The following is a 19812-nucleotide window of genomic DNA, read 5'->3' as shown; positions in this document are numbered from 1 at the left end:
ATGTCTCTGTTGTTCAGGAAAGTCTTTATTGTACGGATATTCGCATTTGCCAGAATTCCTGAAACAAGACATGCTTTGTTTCATAAATCGAGCAAATGGGGTGTTATATGGATCGCGTTATTGCCGCTCAGGTCTATAACCGGATATGCGAGCTGGGAAGCCTGAGTGCAGCAGCCCGGGCGTTGGGGATCTCCCGTCCGATGGTGAGCCGCTATCTTGAGCAAATGGAGAAGTGGGCCGGTACGCGGCTGGTAAACCGCTCAACGCGCAAGCTGACGCTGACGGCGGCCGGAGAGAAGGTGCTGCTAAAAACGCGAACGCTGTCCCAGCTGTCGCAGGAAATTGAGGGCCAGTCGGAGAAAGATCTCCCTTCAGGCACGCTACGGGTGGCCTGCGCCCATTTTACCGCCATGCATCTGATTGCCCCGGTGCTGCCCGGCTTGCTTTCGCGCTACCCGCAGCTGCGCATTGAGCTGGATGTGAACAACCACCCGGTGAGTCTGGTAGGGGAACGCATTGATGTGGCGATCCGCATCACGGATAACCCAGAGCCCGGGATGATCGCCCGCAGGCTTGGGGAGTGCCGTTCCGTGCTGTGCGCGTCGCCGCAGTATCTTGCAACCCACGGCACGCCAGAGCAGGTGGAGGAGTTAGCGCAGCACAACTGTCTGCACTACAGCTTTTTCGCCGGTCAGGCGTGGCACTTCCTGACGCCGGAAGGGGAAAACGTCAGCGTCGCCGTGAGCGGCAACCTCAGCGCCAGCATCTCGTCATTGTTGATGGAGGCGGCGGTGAAGCATTGCGGCATTGCCATGCTGCCGGAGCAGGAAGCACATGCCGCGATTGAACAGGGCACGCTGGTCCCGGTGCTGAGCAGCCTGACGCCCAAAGCGTTAGCCATTCACGGTATTTATCAGTCCCGGGAGTATCAGCCCGCGGCGTTGCGCGTGTTTCTTGATGAGATAGCGCACCATCTGTCAGGCGACGCGCAGCGGGAATAGGTTACAGAATTGTCTGTGTTCCTGGGGGTGCCGGAACCATCGTCTATACTTACCCCTTTGTCAGCCAAAAGGAGAGCAAGAATGACGATTCATAAGCACGGTTCGGCACACTGGTCTGGTGATATCAAAAATGGCAAAGGGACGGTCTCAACGGAAAGTGGCGTCCTGAATCAACAACCTTACGGCTTTAACACCCGCTTCGAAGGCGCTAAAGGCACTAACCCGGAAGAGTTGATTGGCGCAGCTCACGCCGCCTGTTTTTCAATGGCGCTGTCGCTGATGATTGGTGAAGCGGGCTATACCGCCGATTCCATCGATACCACAGCGGATGTCTCGCTGGATAAAACCGATGGCGGCTTCGCAATCAGCAAAATTGCGCTAAACAGCAAGGTCACCGTACCGGGTATCGACCCGCAGAAATTCGACGGCATCATCCAGAAAGCGAAAGCAGGATGCCCGGTGTCGCAGGTACTGAAAGCGGAAATCACGCTGGACTATAAACTTAACTAAGCCTGAGCCGGGCGAAGGCCCGGCTATCCCTTCAGCGCAGCAGGAAAAACCGCTGCCAGCCATGCAATAAACGCCTTAAGCCGATGCGTCAGATGCCGGTTTTGCGGATAAACCACGTGAAACGGATACGCGGCCGGGCGCCAGTCGCTTAAAATTTCTTGTAACGTACCCGCCTGAAGATATGTCTTTGCTGAATACGTAAACGTCTGAATGATGCCCAATCCTGCCACCGCCGCTGCCAGGTGCGCATTGCTTTCATTAACGCCGAGATAGTGCGAAATGCCGATCTCCTGCACCTCGCCGCCTTTCCTGAAGCGAAACGGAAAGGGTCGCCCGGTGACCGGGGAGAGATAGCTTATAAGTTTATGTCCGTTGCGCAACTCTTGGGGATAAGCCGGAACGCCGTGCTTTTTCAGATAGCCCGGCGTTGCGCAGGTCACCATGTCGGCGTCGCCCAGATGACGGGCGATAAGGGTGGAATCGTTCAGCGGACCGCCTCTGATCACACAATCCACGTTGCCGCTGATCAAATCAACAGGACGATCCGCCACGCCAAGATCGATGCGAATATCCGGGTAGCGCTGCATGAAATCCGGGAGCAGGGGGATGAGCACGTCGCGGGCAGTCGAACCGCCAATATCCACCCGCAGATGTCCTTTCGGTGTGGCGTGAGAGACGCGAAACGAGGTATCGATATCTTCGATATCAATGAGCACCCTGAGCGCTTTTTCATAATACTCCGCGCCTTCCGGCGTCGTGACCACCCGGCGGGTGGTACGGTGCAGCAGCCGTATTTCAAGATGCGCCTCAAGCGCTTTCACAAATTTGCTCAGTGTGGCAATGGGCATGTTTAGCGAATCAGCCGCTCGGGTAAAGCTACCGGTTTCCACAACCCGCGTGAAGGCGCGCATCGCCATGAGCTGGTCCATCTTTTTTCTCTCGATTATTTCTGTCTGTGAATAGTCATTTTCATTTTTGCTGGTTTTTCACTAATCCGGCAAGGGCTAATGTGTCTCCAGCGCAAGCAAAAACGCACAACGCAAACCCAACAAAAGGTAAATGACATGAACACAACGCTCTTCGAAAAAATCGCACTGGTCACTGGCGGCAGCACCGGTATTGGTCTTGCCACGGCGCAGGAGCTGGCGGCTCAGGGCGCCAAAGTTTATATCACCGGTCGTCGACAGGCCGAGCTGGATGCCGCCGTCGCACAAATTGATTCCCGTGCGGTGGGTATTCGTGCCGACGTCTCACAACTCGCCGATCTGGATCGAGTCTATGCGCAGATAGCAAAAGAAGAAGGGCGTCTCGATATTTTGTTCGCCAATGCGGGTGGCGGAGATATGCTGCCGCTGGGAGCAATCACCGAGGAGCAGTTTGACCGTATTTTCGGCACAAACGTGCGCGGAGTGCTGTTTACAGTACAAAAAGCGCTGCCGCTGTTATCTGCCGGGTCGTCCATTATTCTGACCGGTTCAACGGTGTCGATAAAGGGAACGGCAAACTTTAGCGTCTACAGCGCCAGCAAAGCCGCCGTGCGCAACTTTGCCCGCTCCTGGGCGCTGGATCTGCAGGGCCGTGGGATCCGTATCAACGTGGTCAGTCCTGGCCCCGTCAAAACCCCGGGACTCGGCGAACTGGTGCCAGAAGAACATCGTCAGGGGCTGTACGATGCGCTGGCTGCACAGGTTCCGTTAGGACGTTTAGGTGCGCCGGGCGAGGTGGGGAAAGTGGTGGCGTTTCTGGCCTCTGACGCGGCCAGCTTTATTAACGCCACCGAGCTGTTTGTTGATGGTGGGATGGCGCAAATTTAATCCACATTACGCCAGCAGCGCACGCTACGGCCCTCGTGTGAAGGCTGTAGCGGCTGCGGGCGTTCACACCCTTGCGTGGCCTGCGGACAACGGTCGCGGAAATAGCACCCCTCGGGCAGATGGCGGTTACCCGGGAGATCCGTTTTACGCAGCGCCAGGTTTTCATCCAGCGGCTCACCGGTTCTGGGAACGGAATCGAGCAGCAGCCTGGTGTAGGGATGACGCGGCGTAACCAGCACCTGTGCCGCCGTGCCCAGTTCGACAATCTGCCCCAGATACATCACCGCCACGCGATCGCTCATGTGCCTGACAACCGAGACGTTATGGGATATCAGCACATAGGTCAGATTGCGTTCCTGCTGCAGCTTCACCAGTAAATTGAGGATCTGCGCCTGTACGGAAATATCCAGCGCGCTGGTGGGCTCATCCAGCACGATGATGTCCGGGTCAGAGGAAAGAGCGCGGGCGATAGCAATACGCTGGCGCTGCCCGCCGGAAAAGGCGTGCGGCAGGCGGTCGAGATATTCCGGGCGGATACCGACCTGCTGCGCCAGGTTTTCAGCAAGCTGACGTCGTTCCCGTTCGCTGCTGCGTTTTTGCACCCACACCGGCTCGGTGATAATGCGCCAGACCGGCAGGCGCGGGTCAAGCGACGAGAGCGGATCCTGGAACACCATCTGCATACCGCCCGCGTGGTTTGTCCGTGCACACAGGCCGGCACTGGGTTTGAGCATCCCCATTAAAAGCTGCGCCAGCGTGCTTTTGCCACAGCCGGATTCGCCAACAATCCCCAGCGTTTCGCCGCGATGGATCTGAAGATCCAGCCCGTTAAGAGCGTGCACCTGTTCCGTGACTCGCCCCAGCCAGTTTTTGCGTGCGGGAAAGTTAACGTGCACGCGATCCAGTTCCAGCAGTACGTCAGACATGGGTTTTCTCCTGTTGCGGATACCAGCAGGCCGCCCGCTGGCCTTCGGCCCCCTGAGGCAGTAAGCGCGGCGTTTCAGTGCATTTTACGCCCGCAGCAAAACAGCGCTCCCGAAAAGCACACCCGCGCGGAAGCTGGCTAAGATTGGGCACTGTACCGGGGATGGCAGGCAGCATCTCGCGCGGCTCGCCGTTTTCAGGCGCACACTGCAGCAGGCCGATGGAATAGGGATGAACGGGATGGTGGATCAGCGTTTGCGTGGTGCCGCTTTCAATCACGCTCCCGGCGTACATGACATACATCCGATCGCAGAGCTGTGAAACCACCGCCATATCGTGGCTGATGAACAGTACCGAGGTTCCGCTGGCCCGCGCTTTATGCTTCAGCAATCGCAGTACCTGTAGCTGGACGGTGACGTCCAGTGCGGTGGTCGGCTCATCGGCAATAATCAGTTCAGGCTCGCAGGAGAAGGCCAGCGCAATCATCACCCGCTGGCGCATGCCACCGGACAGCTCGAACGGATAACGTTCCATGACCTCCGCCGCATCCGGGATCTGCATCTCTTCCAGCAGGGTAATCGCTTTTTTCCCGGCATCACGCCGTGAAAGGGGCTGATGCTGGCGGATCACCTCCACCATCTGTTTGCCAATTCGTCGCGTTGGGTTCAGCGCTGTCATCGGCTCCTGAAAAATCATCGCCACTTTGGCACCGCGCCACTGGCGGAGCTGTTTTTCCGAAGCATTCAGGACATCTTCACCCAACAGTTTTACCTGCCCGCGATGGACCCGGTAACTGCCCTCCGGCAGCAGACGCATGGTCAGCATCGCCGTTACCGATTTTCCGGAGCCGGATTCGCCCACTACGCCAACAATCTCGCCGCGTTTGATCTCCAGCGATACGTGGTTCAGGGCGTGAACTTCACCGCGAAATATCGGGAAGCTCAGGTGTAAATCTTCAATGGTTAATACTGCTTCGCTCATGCCTGTTTTCCTCCCGATTTCGGATCCAGCAGGTCGCGAATGCCGTCACCAAACAGATTAAACCCGACGGCAGTGACCAGAATTGCCGCACCAGGAAAGGCGCAGTACCACCACTGGTCGAGCACATAGTTGCGGCCCACGGCCACCATTGCTCCCCATTCGGCGGTGGGCTGCTGTGCCCCAAGGCCGATAAAGCCCAGCGTGGCGGCCATCAGAATGGCGCTGCCAATATCCAGCGAGGCCTGCACGATCAGCGGTGGCAGGGCGTTACGCAGAATGTGCCAGCTGATCAAATGCCAGCGCGATGCGCCAAAAGTGCGCGCGGCCTGCACATAGGTAAACTGGCGCACCACCAGGGTTTGCCCGCGTGCCAGGCGAACGTAAAACGGGATACGCACAATCGCAATCGCCAGCATGGCGTTAAACAGACTCGGCCCAAGCGCCGCCGCCAGCGCCATGGTCAGTACCAGGGAGGGAATGGAGAGCATAATGTCCATCACCCGCATAATGATGGCATCGCCGCGCCCGCCCAGCACGCCGGACAAACAGCCCAGCAGCGAGCCGATACTCCCGGCAATCACCACCACCGCCAGCCCGGCGGTAATGGATTGCTGGCTACCGACCAGCACGCGGCTGAACAGATCGCGTCCGACTTCATCGGTACCAAACCAGTGTTGCGCAGACGGGGCCTGCAACCGGGCAGTGAGATCCAGCGCGTTCGGATCATGGGGGACGATCCACGGTGAAGTTACCATCAGCAACAGCATCACCAGCATAATCACCCCGCCGATCAGCGTGAGCGGGCTTTGACGCAGCATCCAGAACAGCCTTGCCCAGTCGATGCCCGGTTTCGTTGTGTTTACGGGGACGGGCGTTTCCTCAGTCAACATCATTCGGCACCTCCGCGCCCGATACGAGGGTCAATCCACAGATAGAGCAGATCAACCACCAGATTGACGACCACATAGGCCAGTGAAACCACCACGGCGAAGCCCATGACGGCAGGGAAATCCAGCGCCTGAATGGAGGTCACCACCCAGGCGCCCATGCCTGGCCAGGCAAAGACGGTTTCGGTCAGTACCGCACCATAAAGCAGATCGCCCAGCGCCAGCCCGAGTACGGTAATGGACGGGATCATCGCATTCGGCAGGGCATACCGCAGGACGATATACCAGCCCGGCAAGCCGCTGGCGCGGGCGGTGCGAATATAATCTTCGCTGAGCTGCTCCAGCATGGCGGAACGTACCTGACGCGCCACGATGCCAAGATGAACAAACGCCAGCGTCAGTGACGGTAAAATCAGGTGTTGCAGGGCGTTGAAAAAGACCTCGCCGTTACCCTCCAGCAGGGCATCCAGCAGATAAAAGCCCGTCACGTGGGCAGGCGGGTCGAGCCAGTCGTCCAGCCTGCCGCCGCCGGGCAGAAGCTGCAGATGGCCGTAGAACAAGACGATGACGCCCAGACCCAGCCAGAAGGCCGGTGTGGAGATCCCTGTCATCGCCATCAGCCGTACCAGATGATCCAGCCAGCGGTTACGGTAGACCGCCGATAAAATCCCCAGCGGAACGCCGATCACCAGCGCCAGCAGCAGGGAACAGAACGCCAGCTCCAGCGTGGCAGGGAAGAAGGCTTTTAAATCTTCCGCCACCGGCCGCCCGGTACGGATAGAGGTCCCTAAATCGCCGTGCGCCAGGGCGTCTACATAGCGGCCAAACTGGATATAGAGCGGCTGATCCAGTCCCAGTTGCTGGCGAATGTTTTGCACAATCTCGTCGCTGGCACGGTCACCGGCCAGCAGGCGGGCCGGATCGCCGGGGATCAGGTGTGAAATGATAAAGGTGATGATACAGACACCGGCTACTACCAGGATTAACCCCCAGCAGCGCTGGCGCACAATGCTCCAGAACGTCATACACTTTCCCCCGGCGAAACCGTTACTTGCTCATGGTGGCGATGTTGAACACCTGCTCGAGCATTGGATTAAAGGTGAAGCCTTTGACCTCTTTGTTCATTGCCAGCTGGTAATTCTTCTGGAACAGATAAACGTAGGCCGCTTCGTCAATTACAATCTTCTGCGCCTGCTGGTAATCGCGGGTGCGCTCCGCCTGGTCCGTGGTTTTCAGCGCCGCCTGCAGCAGGGAATCGACCTCTTTGTTCTCATAGAACGAGCGGTTGCCCGGCAGACCTTTTTTGTCCGACTCAAACCAGTAGTTCATGAACATGTACGGGTCGGCAAAGTCCGGGCTCCAGTTGCCAATGGCAATGTCATAATCGCCTTTACCCACGCGGTCGCGCATGGTGGCGTTAGCCAGTTTTTCCAGCTTGACGTTGATACCGAGCTTGCCCAGGCTGGCCTGAGTGGAGAGGGCGATAGGCTCCCAGTTCGGGTCGTTGTCCGAGTAGAGAAACGTCAGGCTGGCCGGTTTATCTTTGACTTTCTCCAGCGCCGCTTTCGCTTTGGCCTCGTCAAAGCTGTACTGCATGGCGGTGGCGTCAAAGCCCCACATGCCATCCGGGATCGGGCCGCGCATCTGCTTGCCGTTACCGCTGAGAATGCCTTTCACCATTCCCTGATAATCGGTTGCCCAGGAGACGGCCCGGCGCAAATCCACCTGATTCAACGGTGCTTTGCTGTTGTTGAGATAGAGATAGGTCACGCGCAGGGACGGATACTCCGCCACGGCGACTTTGCCCTCCTGCTTGAGCGCAGAAAGCTGATCGACAGGCAGGGAGTCGGCAATATCCAGATCGCCACGGGAAAGCTGCAGGCGACGCGACGCGCTTTCACCGATAATTTTCACCGAGACGCGCTTAAAGTGGGGCTTATCTCCCGCCCAGTGCGGGTTAGGCACCAGCACCAGCTGCTGACCTTTTTGCCAGCTCTTCAGCATAAATGGCCCGGAACCGGCGGTGTTCTGCGCCAGATAAGCCCGCGCATCATCGGCGGCATTGGCCTTCAGTACGGCCGGGTTAATAATCGATGCACCGTCATTCGCCAGGGTATAGAGGAAGGGAGCAAACGGCTGGCTGAGGGTGAATTTCACCGTGTGGTCATCAACGGCGTCAATTTTGAGATCTTTCGGGAACGCTTCAGACGGCCCCTGGCTGAGCTTCAGCAGGCGCTCAAACGACAGTTTTACCGCTTCAGCGGTGACCGGCGTGCCGTCAGAGAATTTCGCGTTGTCCGTCAGGGTGAAGGTCCACTCTTTCTGATCCTCAGATGCCTTCCAGCCCGTGGACAGATCGCCTTCGACCTCCGTGGTGCCAGGCTTGTACTTCACCAGACGCTGATAGGACGGATAGGTGACGGTCCAGTCGTTGTTATCAATGGTGATTGCAGGATCGAGGGTTTGCGGGTCGGCGGCTTTACCTATCACCAGCATGTCTTTCGGAACGGCGGCCTGCGCAGCAGGCATGCTCAGGGCCAGCGTGGCGGCGATAAGCGTCGTGAGAAGCGTTGTTTTCATGGCAGTGCTCCAGGTTTAAAGAGGGGTGTGCGTCAACGGAAAACAGGCGAAACGATCGTCAAGAAGGGGATAACTGGCGGCGTTTGGCAACTCGAAGTGCCACCATTCGCTGCCGATCCCCACAAAGCCTCCGCCAAACATGATGGCGTTAAGCAGCAGGCGGTTGCGCTGGGCGTGCGGCGGCACGGAGGGATGATACGGATGAGAACGGTCATCCATCTCATCAAACCCGGCCCCCATATCCAGCACGTTGTTATGTTCATCCATCAGGGTGACGTCGATGGCCGTGCCGCGGCTGTGATTGGAGCCAATGGCCACATCCACCACATATTCCGGGTTCGGGCACGCATCCCACAGCTGCGCCTGGGCCTGCTGTGGGCGATAGGCGTCGTAGACCACCAGTTTCAGTCCGGCGAGCGTGGCGATGCCAATCGATTTCGCCAGCGCGGTGGCGGCATCGGTATGCAGCAAACACAGCGCCTCCTGATAAATGGGACGGCCAGTCAGGTTGTCGGCGGTGGCGTATTTCAGATCGATATGCAACTCAGGAAACATTCTGGCGACATCAATCAGTTCACTCTCTTCGGGCATAGCTCCGCTCCTTTAGCGTTCGAATTGTCCAAACTCTTGTTGTAATTCACGGTTTATCGTCAGACGGTCTGCAAGCGCATCACCCAGCGCCTGGACCACGCCTGACAGCAGCAGGTTGAAAAGACAGCTCACAGGGGCCAGCGAATCCCAGAAGTGGCCGGTATCGGTTTTAACCTGCAATAAATCAATAGGGTAATCCCGCGCCCACGGACACCAGATATCGGTGATCAGGGCCATCGGAATACTTTTCTCACTTGCGACACGACAGTACTGCCGGGCAATGGCGGAATAGGCGCGGGTATCGGTCAGCACCACATAAGGGTGGTCAAAACCGGAGTTGAGCGATTCAACCCAACTGCCGGATAACCCTTCGGAGTAGCTCACGCGCGGGCGCAGATATTCCAGGTGGCTGAAGAAGGCGTTGGCAATCCCGCGCGTTGACTGAATACCCAGCACAAACACCGCCTCAGCATGGGTGAGCTGATGGACGATTTGCTTAAAGACATCGGTTTGTGCCAGCTGATAAACATGGGTGATTGCGTCCACCTCCAGCGAAAGGGAGTGCTGGAGGCGATCCGAGAGCGGACGCTGCTGTTGCCAGGAGTCCAGGCGTTCGTTCATTCCCCAGGGCTGATAAGGATCGCGCAGGCTTTTTTTGGCATCGTCCAGGTTGCGATACCCCAGCTTGCGCAGGAAGCGCCCGACGGTGATCCCGCTGGTGCCGGTAGTCAGCGCCACGCTCTCTGCCGTCTCAAACGGTATCAGCGCGGCGTGCGCCAGCATCCAGCTTGCCACACGCTTTTCGCTGGGCGTCAGCTGGCTGAAGGTGGCTTCGATACGGTTCAGCATTTCAGGTTTGGTGGTCATTACCGCCTCGCTGTTAACCGGCTGTCAATGGCCGGAATTCTGTTACCTGGTTAACAATGCATGACGCGTGCCATGTTCACATGACGGCGAAAAGCCGCTGTGATGTAAATTTCATGCAATATTTGATTAACCAATGATCAACATTTGTGCAGCGTAGTTCACTTTTGGTGCATTGTCGGATTCGACAGAGATGAATTTGGTGAATACGTCAGCCCCTTCACATTTTTGATAAGATACAAACACAGTGACTAAGAGAAGGAACCCGGCATGGCGAATCTGCCCTGGCGTGTCAGCGTGCGCCTGATGGCTCTCGCAAAGAAAGTGGCGATGGTCATAGGGATTATCGTGGTTGTGCTGCTGGCAGTGCGGGTATATCTCTCGCAGCAGGGGCCGGCGTTACATCTCTGGCATACCTGGCGTGCGGATGAAATGAGCGTAAGCGAGCTGGATAAGGCGAACTTTGCTGACTATCTCGACCGGGAAAAGGCCATCTTCACCGACCTGGATAACGCGGTCACGGCAAAAACGAAGGGGGAGGAGCGTACCGCCTTAAACCGCTACTACCGTCAGAGCCTGGTGTGGCCCGGAAAATTTACTCCGGATGCAAATCGCTCGTTTGTGCTGATGCCTGCCGGTAAACCGCGTGGTGCGGTAGTTTTACTGCACGGACTCACCGATTCGCCCTATAGCGTTAAGCACCTTGCCGTTGATTATCAGCAGCGCGGATTTGTGGCCGTGGTGCCGCGTCTGCCCGGACACGGGACGGCACCAGGGGCGCTGACAAATGTTGACTGGGAGATGTGGCTGGCGGCGACGCGTCTTGCCGTGCGCGAAGCCTCCCGTCTGGCGGGGGATAACGTTCCTTTGCATCTGGTGGGCTATTCCAACGGCGGGGCGCTGGCGATGAAATACACCCTGGACGCGCTGGAGTCGCCTTCGCTGCGAAAACCTCAGCAACTGGTGTTGTTGTCACCGATGATCGGCGTCACGGCGTTTGCCCGCTTTGCCGGATTCGCAGGCTTACCGGCACTGTTACCGGCGTTTGCGAAAGCGGCGTGGCTGAATATCGCGCCGGAGTATAACCCTTACAAATACAATTCTTTCCCGGTAAACGCGGCGCGTCAGTCGTGGCTGTTGACGAAGGCGCTGCAGGAGCAGATTGGCCGCGCTGCACAAAACCACACGCTGGATCGGTTGCCGCCGGTACTGGCCTTTCAGTCGGTGATGGATTCCACCGTCAGTACCCGTGCGGTTGTCACGGGGTTATTTGACCAGCTCCCGGCCAACGGCAGTGAACTGGTGGTGTTTGATATCAACCAGGCGGCGAGTTTCCGCCCGTTATTCCGGCCGTCGTCGTGGACGGCCCTCTCTGAGCTGTTGCCGTCTGCGCAAAGACGTTACAGTGTCACAATTATTACCAACGCCAGTGCGGAGCGTTTCGCCACGGTCGCGAAGCACATCCCCGCAGACAGCACAGAGGAGACCGTGGAGCCGCTGGCGCAGCAGTATCCGCCGGAGGTCTATTCGCTTTCGCATGTCGCCGTACCTTTCCCGCCTGATGACGATCTGTATGGCCGGCATCCTGCCGTGAAAAACCGCTATGGCATCAGCCTGGGCACCATTGCGTTGTGGGGAGAGACCTCCGTACTGAGCGTGGGTAAAGATGCCCTGATGCGGGTGACCTCAAATCCGTTTTACGACTACATGAAGATGCGGATCGACAACCGCATCGGGACGGAGGAAAAAGGGTGATCCCTTAAGCCGTTAATTTATTAGGTAGAGCTGGTGAAGTATGTTAAACAGTAACTTCCCCGGCGCCTCCCTTATTCTGGAACCCATTCCTGTGCTCACCACGCTGATTTATCGAAGCCAGTTACATTTATCCTGCCGGTCCGCAGAATTAAGCGCGCTGGTAGAACGAGCACGAAGCCGCAATGCCAAACTGAACATCACGGGTGTCCTGCTCTCGAACGGCTGTGACGTCATGCAAATTCTTGAGGGCGCGGAAGAGAGCGTCGTGAAGTTGTTCCACAAAATTCGCGATGATGAGCGCCACAGTGGCGTCGTCGAACTGATGCGGGATTACGGCCCCCGCAGACGGTTTGACAATGTCGGCATGCTGCTGTTTGACCTGCAGGTCCAGTCCCCAAAAGAGGTGCTTGAGTCGGTTTTGCATTACAGCCAGCTGGAAAGCTATCTCATATCCGATGATCGGGTGTTCAAATTCATTCAGACCTTTATCACCGGGAAACATACCGGCCAGACGAGGAACCCGGTGGATGCGGGAAAATGGACGCTCGCATGTGAAAAAGCGCCCTTCGGTGAGGCCATGGGGTTGATAGCCGGTCAAATCTGTCAGTTTGCGCTGCAGCCGATAGTCGAGCCCTCGGAAGGGAAAATCAGTTCACTTGAAGCGCTTATTCGTGGCAACGATGGCGGGAGCCCGGAACATTTCTTCAAAACGCTCGATCAGGACAAGCTCTACGAAGTGGATCTGCAAACCAAAGCGTATGCCTTTGCGCTTGCGGAGAAACTGGGTATCGGCAGCCATAAAATTGCGGTGAATTTACTCCCCATGTCGCTGGTCAAGGTGCCCGGGGCGGTCGAGTTTCTTGTGGAGCAAATCAGACAACACGGGCTTCAGCCGGAGCAGGTGGTCATAGAAGTGACTGAAAACGAGATGATTTCCGGCTTTAACAAGTTCAACAGCGCGATCAAACAGCTTCGGGGTGAAGGTATTGGCCTGGCGATCGATGATTTCGGCTCCGGGTATGCGGGGCTTTCGCTGCTTACCCGCTTCCAGCCGGATAAAATCAAGATCGATCGGGAAATTGTCAGCAATATTCATCTCAGCGGCCCAAAACAGGCGATTGTCCGATCGATAGTGAGCTGCTGCACCGACCTTGAGATCACGCTGGTGGCGGAAGGCATTGAGAAGCTGGAGGAGTGGTGCTGGCTGGAATCCGCAGGTATTCGCCGTTTCCAGGGGTTTCTGTTTGCCCGGCCGCAGCTTAACGGGGTGGGCGATATTCACTGGCCACACCTGGTACGATAACGCTTTTTCCTTCCTGATTATTTCCCCTTTGGTCAGCCTGTGTTTAAATAGCTAAAACGGTTTAACATAGTTTAGCTGCGAGGATGACATGGATAAAATCTGGGTACTCGGTGATGCAGTGGTGGATTTACTGCCAGAGGGGGACGGCAAATTGCTGCAATGTCCCGGCGGTGCACCGGCAAATGTGGCGGTCGGCATCGCCCGACTGGGCGGAAAAAGTGCCTTTATTGGCAGGGTTGGCGACGATCCGTTTGGCCGCTTTATGCAGAAAACGCTGGCGGATGAGCAGGTTGATGTGCAGTGGATGCGCCTCGATCCGGCTCACCGCACCTCAACGGTGGTGGTTGATCTGGACGAACAGGGCGAACGCTCGTTTACGTTTATGGTTCGGCCGAGCGCCGATCTGTTTCTCGTCTCCACCGATCTGCCGCCTTTCAGGGCCAAAGAGTGGCTGCACGTCTGCTCCATTGCGCTCAGCGCGGAGCCGAGTCGCTCTGCCACTTTTCAGGCGATGGATGCAATTAAAAAAGCCGGTGGTTTTGTCAGCTTCGACCCCAACATTCGCCCCGACCTCTGGCAGGATGAGGGCGATCTTCGCCGTTGCCTCGAACTGGCGCTACAGCGCGCGGACGTGGTGAAGCTCTCCATTGAAGAGCTGACGTTTTTGACCGGCGAATCCCATATCGAAACCGGTCTGGCGGCGCTGATGCGCCATTGTCCGGCCCGACTGGTGCTGGTGACGCTGGGTAAAGAGGGGGTAATGGCCTGGCATGAGGGCATCACGACACACTATCCGGCCACACCGGTAGCGTGTGTTGACACCACCGGCGCAGGCGATGCGTTCGTCGCAGGGTTGCTGTTCGGCCTGGCCTCGTCAGGCCAGGATCTGGCAACAACCCTTGCACTGGCCCAGCGCTGTGGTGCACTGGCCACGACGGCCAAAGGGGCAATGACCGCGCTGCCGTACCGTCACAACCTGTAATTCCTCCCTGGCCGCCGACCGGCGGCCTGAATTGTCGCCTCGATCACACTTACTAAAACGGTTTAGCAAAAAGTATTGCCGATCCAAAATTCACGGGTTTAGTATCAGCAACCTAAACCGGTTTAGCAATTTAGCATTATCAAAACACTTTTTTTAGGGATGCGACAAAATGTATAAAAAACGCAGACTTGCCGTGATGATTGGCATGCTGGCCGGTAGTACCTCTGTTTTTGCCCAGACCGATATGACAAGCATTGAATCGCGCCTGGCGGCGCTGGAACAGCGTCTTCAGGATGCGGAAATGCGCGCCCAGAATGCGGAGAAACGCGCGACGGCAGCAGAACAAAAAACGCAGCAGCTGGTTGCCGCCCAGCAGCAGACGCAGACCACCACCCAGGAGGTGGCTCAGCGTACCACGGTGCTGGAAAAGAAAGCCGATCAGAGCAGTGGTTTTGAATTTCACGGTTATGCCCGCTCAGGCCTGCTGATGAATGATGCGGCGTCCAGCAGCAAAAGCGGTCCGTATCTGACGCCTGCCGGGGAAACCGGGGGCGCGGTCGGTCGTCTGGGTAACGAAGCGGATACCTACGTTGAGCTAAATGTGGAACACAAACAGACGCTGGAGAGTGGGGCGACCACGCGCTTTAAGGCCATGTTAGCCGACGGGCAAAAGACCTATAACGACTGGTCAGCCGATACCAGCGATCTTAACATTCGTCAGGCCTTTGCCGAGCTGGGCAATCTGCCTGATTTCACTGGCGCGCTGAAAGGGAGTACCTTCTGGGCCGGTAAACGCTTTGACCGCGATAACTTTGATATTCACTGGCTGGATTCTGATGTCGTGTTCCTCGCCGGTACCGGCGGCGGTGTCTATGACGTGAAGTGGAATGATACGCTGCGCAGCAACTTCTCGATTTACGGGCGCAACTTCGGCAGCGAAGAGCAGATCGACAACAACGTTCAGAACTATATCCTCAGCATGAATCACTTTGCCGGGCCATTCCAGCTGATGGTGAGCGGCCTGCGGGCGAAGGATAACGACGAACGCAAGGACAGCAATGGCGATCTGATTAAAACCGATGCGGCGAACACCGGCGTGCATGCCCTGGTGGGTCTGCACAATGACAGCTTCTACGGACTGCGGGAAGGCTCAGCGAAAACGGCGCTGCTGTATGGTCACGGCCTGGGGGCAGAAGTTAAAAGCATCGGCTCTGATGGCGCGCTGCTGTCAGAAGCCGATACCTGGCGCTTCGCAAGTTACGGTGTCACGCCACTCGGCGGTGGCTGGCATATCGCGCCTGCGGTACTGGCCCAGAGCAGTAAAGACCGCTACGTCAAAGGCGACAGCTACCAGTGGGTTACGCTCAATACCCGCCTTATCAAAGAGGTTACGCAGAATTTCGCCCTGGCGTTTGAGGGCAGCTATCAGTACATGGATTTGAACCCGGAAGGCTACAAAGATCGCAACGCCGTTAACGGCAGCTTCTACAAGCTGACCTTCGCACCGACCTTAAAGGCGGGCAAAATTGGCGATTTCTTCAGCCGTCCTGAACTGCGCCTGTTTGCCACCTGGATGGACTGGAGCAGCAAACTGGATAACTACGCCAGCGATGACGCCTTTGGCAGCAGCGGCTTTAACGCTGGCGGGGAATGGAACTTTGGGGTCCAGATGGAAACCTGGTTTTAACCCTTCACGCTCCCGCCAGGCGGGAGCGTATCAAACATCATAAAAATGAAGTCAGGCAGAGGTAACTATGGATTTTGATAATATTTCCCGTGCGCTCATTCCGCTGCTCGGTGGCAAAGAGAACATCGCCAGTGCCGCGCACTGCGCAACGCGCCTTCGTCTGGTGCTGGTCGACGATGCGCTTGCTGACCAGCAGGCCATCGGCAAGGTCGAGGGGGTGAAAGGCTGTTTTCGTAACGCGGGCCAGATGCAGGTGATTTTTGGCACCGGCGTGGTGAATAAAGTTTACGCGGCTTTTATTCAGGCGGCAGGGATTGGTGAATCCAGCAAGTCAGAAGCGGCAGATCTCGCGGCGCGTAAGCTCAATCCGTTCCAGCGCATTGCCCGCCTGCTTTCCAATATTTTCGTACCGATCATTCCCGCCATTGTTGCGTCCGGTTTGCTGATGGGCCTGCTCGGAATGGTGAAAACCTACGGCTGGGTGAATGCCGATAACGCCATCTATATCATGCTGGATATGTGCAGCTCGGCGGCGTTTATTATTTTACCGATCCTGATTGGTTTTACCGCCGCGCGTGAGTTTGGCGGTAACCCCTATTTAGGCGCCACGCTAGGTGGCATTCTGACCCACCCGGCGCTGACCAACGCATGGGGCGTGGCGTCCGGCTTCCACACCATGAACTTTTTCGGTCTTGAGATTGCCATGATTGGCTATCAGGGAACGGTGTTCCCGGTGCTGCTGGCCGTCTGGTTTATGAGCATTGTGGAGAAAAACCTGCGCAAGGTCATCCCGGATGCGTTAGACCTGATCCTGACGCCGTTCCTGACCGTCATTCTCTCCGGTTTTATCGCGCTGCTGATTATCGGCCCGGCGGGACGCGCGTTAGGCGATGGCATCTCCTTTATTCTGAGCACGCTGATTGCCCACGCGGGCTGGCTGGCCGGTTTGCTGTTCGGCGGGCTCTATTCGGTGATTGTTATTACCGGCATTCACCACAGCTTCCACGCGATTGAAGCCGGGCTGTTGGGGAATCCGTCGATTGGCGTTAATTTCCTGCTGCCCATCTGGGCCATGGCGAACGTGGCGCAGGGTGGTGCGTGCCTGGCGGTGTGGTTTAAAACCAAAGACGCAAAAATCAAAGCCATTACCTTGCCGTCGGCGTTCTCGGCCATGCTCGGCATTACCGAAGCCGCTATCTTTGGTATCAACCTGCGTTTCGTGAAACCGTTTGTGGCCGCGCTGATTGGCGGTGCGGTGGGCGGCGCATGGGTGGTGTCGGTGCATGTCTACATGACGGCGGTAGGGCTGACGGCGCTGCCGGGGATGGCCATCGTGCAGGCCAGTTCGCTGCTCAACTATATTATCGGCATGGTGATTGCCTTTGGCGTAGCGTTTACCGTCTCGCTGCTGCTGAAATATAAAACGGACTCTGAATAATGACATTACCTTCCCGCTGGCCTGCCGTGCTGCAGGCCGTGATGAAAGGCCAACCGCGCGCGCGTGCCGACCGCCACTACCCGCAGTGGCACCCGGCACCGGTGACGGGGCTGATGAACGATCCGAACGGTTTTATCTGGTTTGCCGGGCGCTACCATCTGTTTTATCAGTGGAACCCGCTGGACTGCGATCACCGCTATAAATGCTGGGGGCACTGGAGTTCGCACGATCTGCTGCACTGGCAGCACGAGCCGATGGCGCTGATGCCAGATGAAGAGTACGACCGCAGCGGTTGCTATTCCGGCAGCGCCGTGGACAACAACGGGATGCTGACGCTGTGCTATACCGGCAACGTTAAATTCGATGACGGCAGCCGCACCGCCTGGCAGTGCCTGGCGGTGGAACAACCGGACGGGACCTTTAAAAAACTGGGGCCGGTGCTGGCGCTGCCGGATGGCTACACTGGCCACGTGCGCGACCCGAAAGTGTGGCAGCACGACGGGCAGTGGTACATGGTGCTGGGCGCGCAGGATGTGCAAAAGCGGGGCAAAGTGCTGTTGTTCAGGTCTGCCGATTTGCACACGTGGGAATCGTGCGGAGAAATTGCCGGTCACGGCGTCAACGGACTCACGGATGCGGGATACATGTGGGAGTGCCCGGACCTGTTTGCCCTCGACGGGACGCACGTTCTGATCTGCTGCCCGCAGGGGCTGGCGCGTGAGCCGCATCGTTATCTCAACACCTATCCGGCAGCCTGGATGAGCGGGGCGTTTGACTATCAGCGCGGCGCATTTGAGCACGGTGCGTTACACGAACTGGATGCCGGTTTTGAATTCTACGCCCCGCAAACGACGCTGGCGGAAGATGGCCGGCGGATCCTGATTGGCTGGATGGGCGTGCCTGACGGGGAAGAGATGCTGCAGCCCACCCGGGCACAGGGCTGGATCCATCAGATGACCTGTCCGCGAGAGCTGCGCTACCGCGACGGCAAGCTCTGGCAGACTCCGGTGCGTGAGCTGAAAATGCTGCGTGAAGAGGAACTGCACTGGCAGGGCAACGCCTGCGATGCGCCGGAGCTTGATGCCTCGCGCCTTGAGTTCGAGCTGAGCGCTGCCTGCGCGAAACTGGATTTTGCCGGTGCGCTGCATCTCACGATCGATGGCAATGGCCTGCGTCTGGAACGTGCCAGCCTGCAAACGGGTGAGACCTTAACCCGCTACTGGCGGGGTGAGGTTCACCATCTGCGCGTTCTGTGCGACCGCTCCAGCGTCGAAATTTTCATCAACCACGGCGAAGGGGTGATGAGCAGTCGCTATTTTCCTGACCAACCGGCCCGTGTGCGATTCGAAGGTGCGTCCGACATCACATTACGCTACTGGTCGCTGCGCGGCTGCATGGTAGAATAGCGGTTTTGGCAGCCGGATCTAAGTCGTTGTGAGAAAAACAAAACGCGTCACCATTAAAGACATCGCGGAGCTGGCGGGGGTGTCAAAAGCCACCGCCAGCCTGGTACTGAACGGACGCAGCAAAGAGCTGCGCGTGGCGGAAGAGACCCGTGAGCGCGTGCTGGCCATTGCGAAAGAGCATCACTACCAGCCCAGCATTCACGCCCGCTCGCTGCGCGATAACCGCAGCCACACCATTGGTCTGGTGGTCCCGGAGATCACCAACTACGGGTTTGCCGTGTTTTCTCACGAACTGGAGACGTTGTGCCGCGAGGCGGGCGTTCAGCTGCTCATCTCCTGTAGCGATGAAAACCCGGGGCAGGAGACCGTGGTGGTCAACAACATGGTGGCGCGTCAGGTCGACGGGCTGATTGTTGCCTCCAGCATGCTCAACGATGCGGATTACCAGAAACTGAGTGAACAGCTGCCCGTGGTGCTCTTTGACCGCCATATGAATGACAGCTCGCTGCCGTTGGTGATCACCGATTCCATTACCCCGACAGCCAAACTGGTGGCCGACATTGCCCGCCAGCACCCCGATGAGTTTTATTTCCTCGGTGGGCAGCCACGGCTTTCCCCCACGCGCGACCGCCTTGAAGGGTTTAAACAAGGTCTGCGCGACGCGAACGTTACGCTGCGCCCGGAGTGGATCATTCACGGAAATTATCACCCGAGTTCCGGTTACGAGATGTTCGCCGAACTCTGTGCTCGCCTGGGGCGTCCGCCAAAAGCCCTGTTCACCGCCGCCTGCGGCCTGCTGGAAGGGGTGCTGCGCTACATGGGGCAGCACAATCTGTTGCAAAGTGACATCAGGTTAGCGAGCTTTGACGATCACTATCTTTACGATTCGCTCACGATCCCGGTGGATACCGTGCGCCAGGATAACCGTCAGCTTGCATGGCACTGCTTTGATCTGATTGGGAAATTGATCGACGGTGAAACGCCAGAGCCCGTGCAGCGGAAACTGGATGCCACCCTGCAGCGGCGCTATAAAGCGGCAGAATAGCCCTGCCGGACGACGGGATACATCAATAACTTTAATTAATTTAA

At 57.4% G+C, this 19812-nt stretch carries 18 protein-coding genes; 10 read left to right on the top strand and 8 right to left on the bottom strand.

Features of this window, described 5'->3' with window-relative positions:
- The first annotated feature begins 107 nt into the window (after positions 1-107).
- A complete protein-coding gene (locus ACQG22_RS11880; RefSeq protein WP_013096536.1) occupies positions 108-1001 on the top strand; it encodes a LysR family transcriptional regulator in 894 nt (297 codons plus the stop codon).
- An 81-nt stretch (positions 1002-1082) separates the two neighbouring features.
- The gene (locus ACQG22_RS11875; RefSeq protein ID WP_020690322.1) at positions 1083-1511 is read left to right on the top strand and encodes an OsmC family protein; all 429 of its coding nucleotides are present in this window, start codon (positions 1083-1085) and stop codon (positions 1509-1511) included.
- A gap of 23 nt (positions 1512-1534) precedes the next feature.
- On the opposite strand, the gene ACQG22_RS11870 is transcribed toward ACQG22_RS11875, so the two are convergent.
- A complete protein-coding gene (locus ACQG22_RS11870) occupies positions 1535-2440 on the bottom strand; it encodes a LysR family transcriptional regulator (protein WP_040022616.1) in 906 nt (301 codons plus the stop codon).
- Positions 2441-2575: 135 nt separating this feature from the next.
- Between ACQG22_RS11870 and ACQG22_RS11865 the strand changes: the two genes are divergently transcribed.
- The gene (locus tag ACQG22_RS11865; protein ID WP_029883329.1) at positions 2576-3325 is read left to right on the top strand and encodes an SDR family NAD(P)-dependent oxidoreductase; all 750 of its coding nucleotides are present in this window, start codon (positions 2576-2578) and stop codon (positions 3323-3325) included.
- Here the strand turns inward: ACQG22_RS11865 and ACQG22_RS11860 are convergent.
- From ACQG22_RS11860 to ACQG22_RS11830, 7 genes are read right to left on the bottom strand one after another with little or no spacing between them, the layout of a single operon-like run.
- Positions 3322-4251, bottom strand: a complete 930-nt coding sequence (locus ACQG22_RS11860; RefSeq protein WP_029883328.1) for an ABC transporter ATP-binding protein — start codon at positions 4249-4251, stop codon at positions 3322-3324. The two genes, ACQG22_RS11865 and ACQG22_RS11860, sit on opposite strands and share 4 nt — an antisense overlap.
- Complete coding sequence (locus ACQG22_RS11855; protein ID WP_013096541.1) at positions 4244-5230, bottom strand: ABC transporter ATP-binding protein; 987 nt, start codon at positions 5228-5230, stop codon at positions 4244-4246. The genes ACQG22_RS11860 and ACQG22_RS11855 overlap by 8 nt, the downstream gene beginning before the upstream one ends.
- Entirely contained in the window at positions 5227-6123 is an 897-nt protein-coding gene (gene ddpC, locus ACQG22_RS11850; protein WP_013096542.1) for a D,D-dipeptide ABC transporter permease, read from the bottom strand. Before ddpC ends, ACQG22_RS11855 begins: the two co-directional genes overlap by 4 nt.
- Positions 6120-7142, bottom strand: a complete 1023-nt coding sequence (locus ACQG22_RS11845) for an ABC transporter permease (RefSeq protein WP_013096543.1) — start codon at positions 7140-7142, stop codon at positions 6120-6122. The genes ddpC and ACQG22_RS11845 overlap by 4 nt, the downstream gene beginning before the upstream one ends.
- Positions 7143-7164: 22 nt before the next feature.
- Positions 7165-8697, bottom strand: a complete 1533-nt coding sequence (locus tag ACQG22_RS11840) for an ABC transporter substrate-binding protein (protein ID WP_023619646.1) — start codon at positions 8695-8697, stop codon at positions 7165-7167.
- A gap of 15 nt (positions 8698-8712) precedes the next feature.
- The gene (ddpX, locus tag ACQG22_RS11835; RefSeq protein ID WP_013096545.1) at positions 8713-9288 is read right to left on the bottom strand and encodes a D-alanyl-D-alanine dipeptidase; all 576 of its coding nucleotides are present in this window, start codon (positions 9286-9288) and stop codon (positions 8713-8715) included.
- A gap of 12 nt (positions 9289-9300) precedes the next feature.
- A complete protein-coding gene (locus tag ACQG22_RS11830) occupies positions 9301-10155 on the bottom strand; it encodes a MurR/RpiR family transcriptional regulator (RefSeq protein ID WP_013096546.1) in 855 nt (284 codons plus the stop codon).
- A 267-nt stretch (positions 10156-10422) separates the two neighbouring features.
- On the opposite strand from ACQG22_RS11830, the gene ACQG22_RS11825 reads away from it, so the two are divergent.
- The 7 genes from ACQG22_RS11825 (at position 10423) to ACQG22_RS11795 (ending at position 19768) form a co-directional block, all read left to right on the top strand.
- Positions 10423-11907, top strand: coding sequence for an alpha/beta hydrolase (locus ACQG22_RS11825; protein WP_094084648.1), 1485 nt, complete (start codon positions 10423-10425; stop codon positions 11905-11907).
- A gap of 91 nt (positions 11908-11998) precedes the next feature.
- Positions 11999-13210: a diguanylate phosphodiesterase gene (locus ACQG22_RS11820; RefSeq protein ID WP_038420913.1), complete on the top strand. Its 1212-nt coding sequence runs from the start codon at positions 11999-12001 to the stop codon at positions 13208-13210.
- Between the two features lie 88 nt (positions 13211-13298).
- Complete coding sequence (locus ACQG22_RS11815; protein WP_369706472.1) at positions 13299-14192, top strand: aminoimidazole riboside kinase; 894 nt, start codon at positions 13299-13301, stop codon at positions 14190-14192.
- Positions 14193-14361: 169 nt separating this feature from the next.
- Entirely contained in the window at positions 14362-15879 is a 1518-nt protein-coding gene (locus tag ACQG22_RS11810; RefSeq protein WP_061772954.1) for a carbohydrate porin, read from the top strand.
- 67 nt (positions 15880-15946) lie between these two features.
- Positions 15947-17317, top strand: coding sequence for a sucrose-specific PTS transporter subunit IIBC (locus tag ACQG22_RS11805; protein ID WP_369706473.1), 1371 nt, complete (start codon positions 15947-15949; stop codon positions 17315-17317).
- On the top strand, positions 17317-18723 hold the full coding sequence (locus tag ACQG22_RS11800; RefSeq protein WP_369706474.1) for a sucrose-6-phosphate hydrolase: 1407 nt from the start codon (positions 17317-17319) through the stop codon (positions 18721-18723). The genes ACQG22_RS11805 and ACQG22_RS11800 overlap by 1 nt, the downstream gene beginning before the upstream one ends.
- A 28-nt stretch (positions 18724-18751) precedes the next feature.
- Positions 18752-19768, top strand: coding sequence for a LacI family DNA-binding transcriptional regulator (locus tag ACQG22_RS11795; RefSeq protein WP_020688679.1), 1017 nt, complete (start codon positions 18752-18754; stop codon positions 19766-19768).
- Positions 19769-19812: the final 44 nt, after the last annotated feature.

Origin of the sequence: Enterobacter cloacae complex sp. 309I3 (assembly GCF_050031595.1) — a bacterium.
Classification (GTDB): Bacteria; Pseudomonadota; Gammaproteobacteria; order Enterobacterales; family Enterobacteriaceae; genus Enterobacter; species Enterobacter cloacae.
This window is presented reverse-complemented; position numbering and strand designations above follow the sequence as displayed.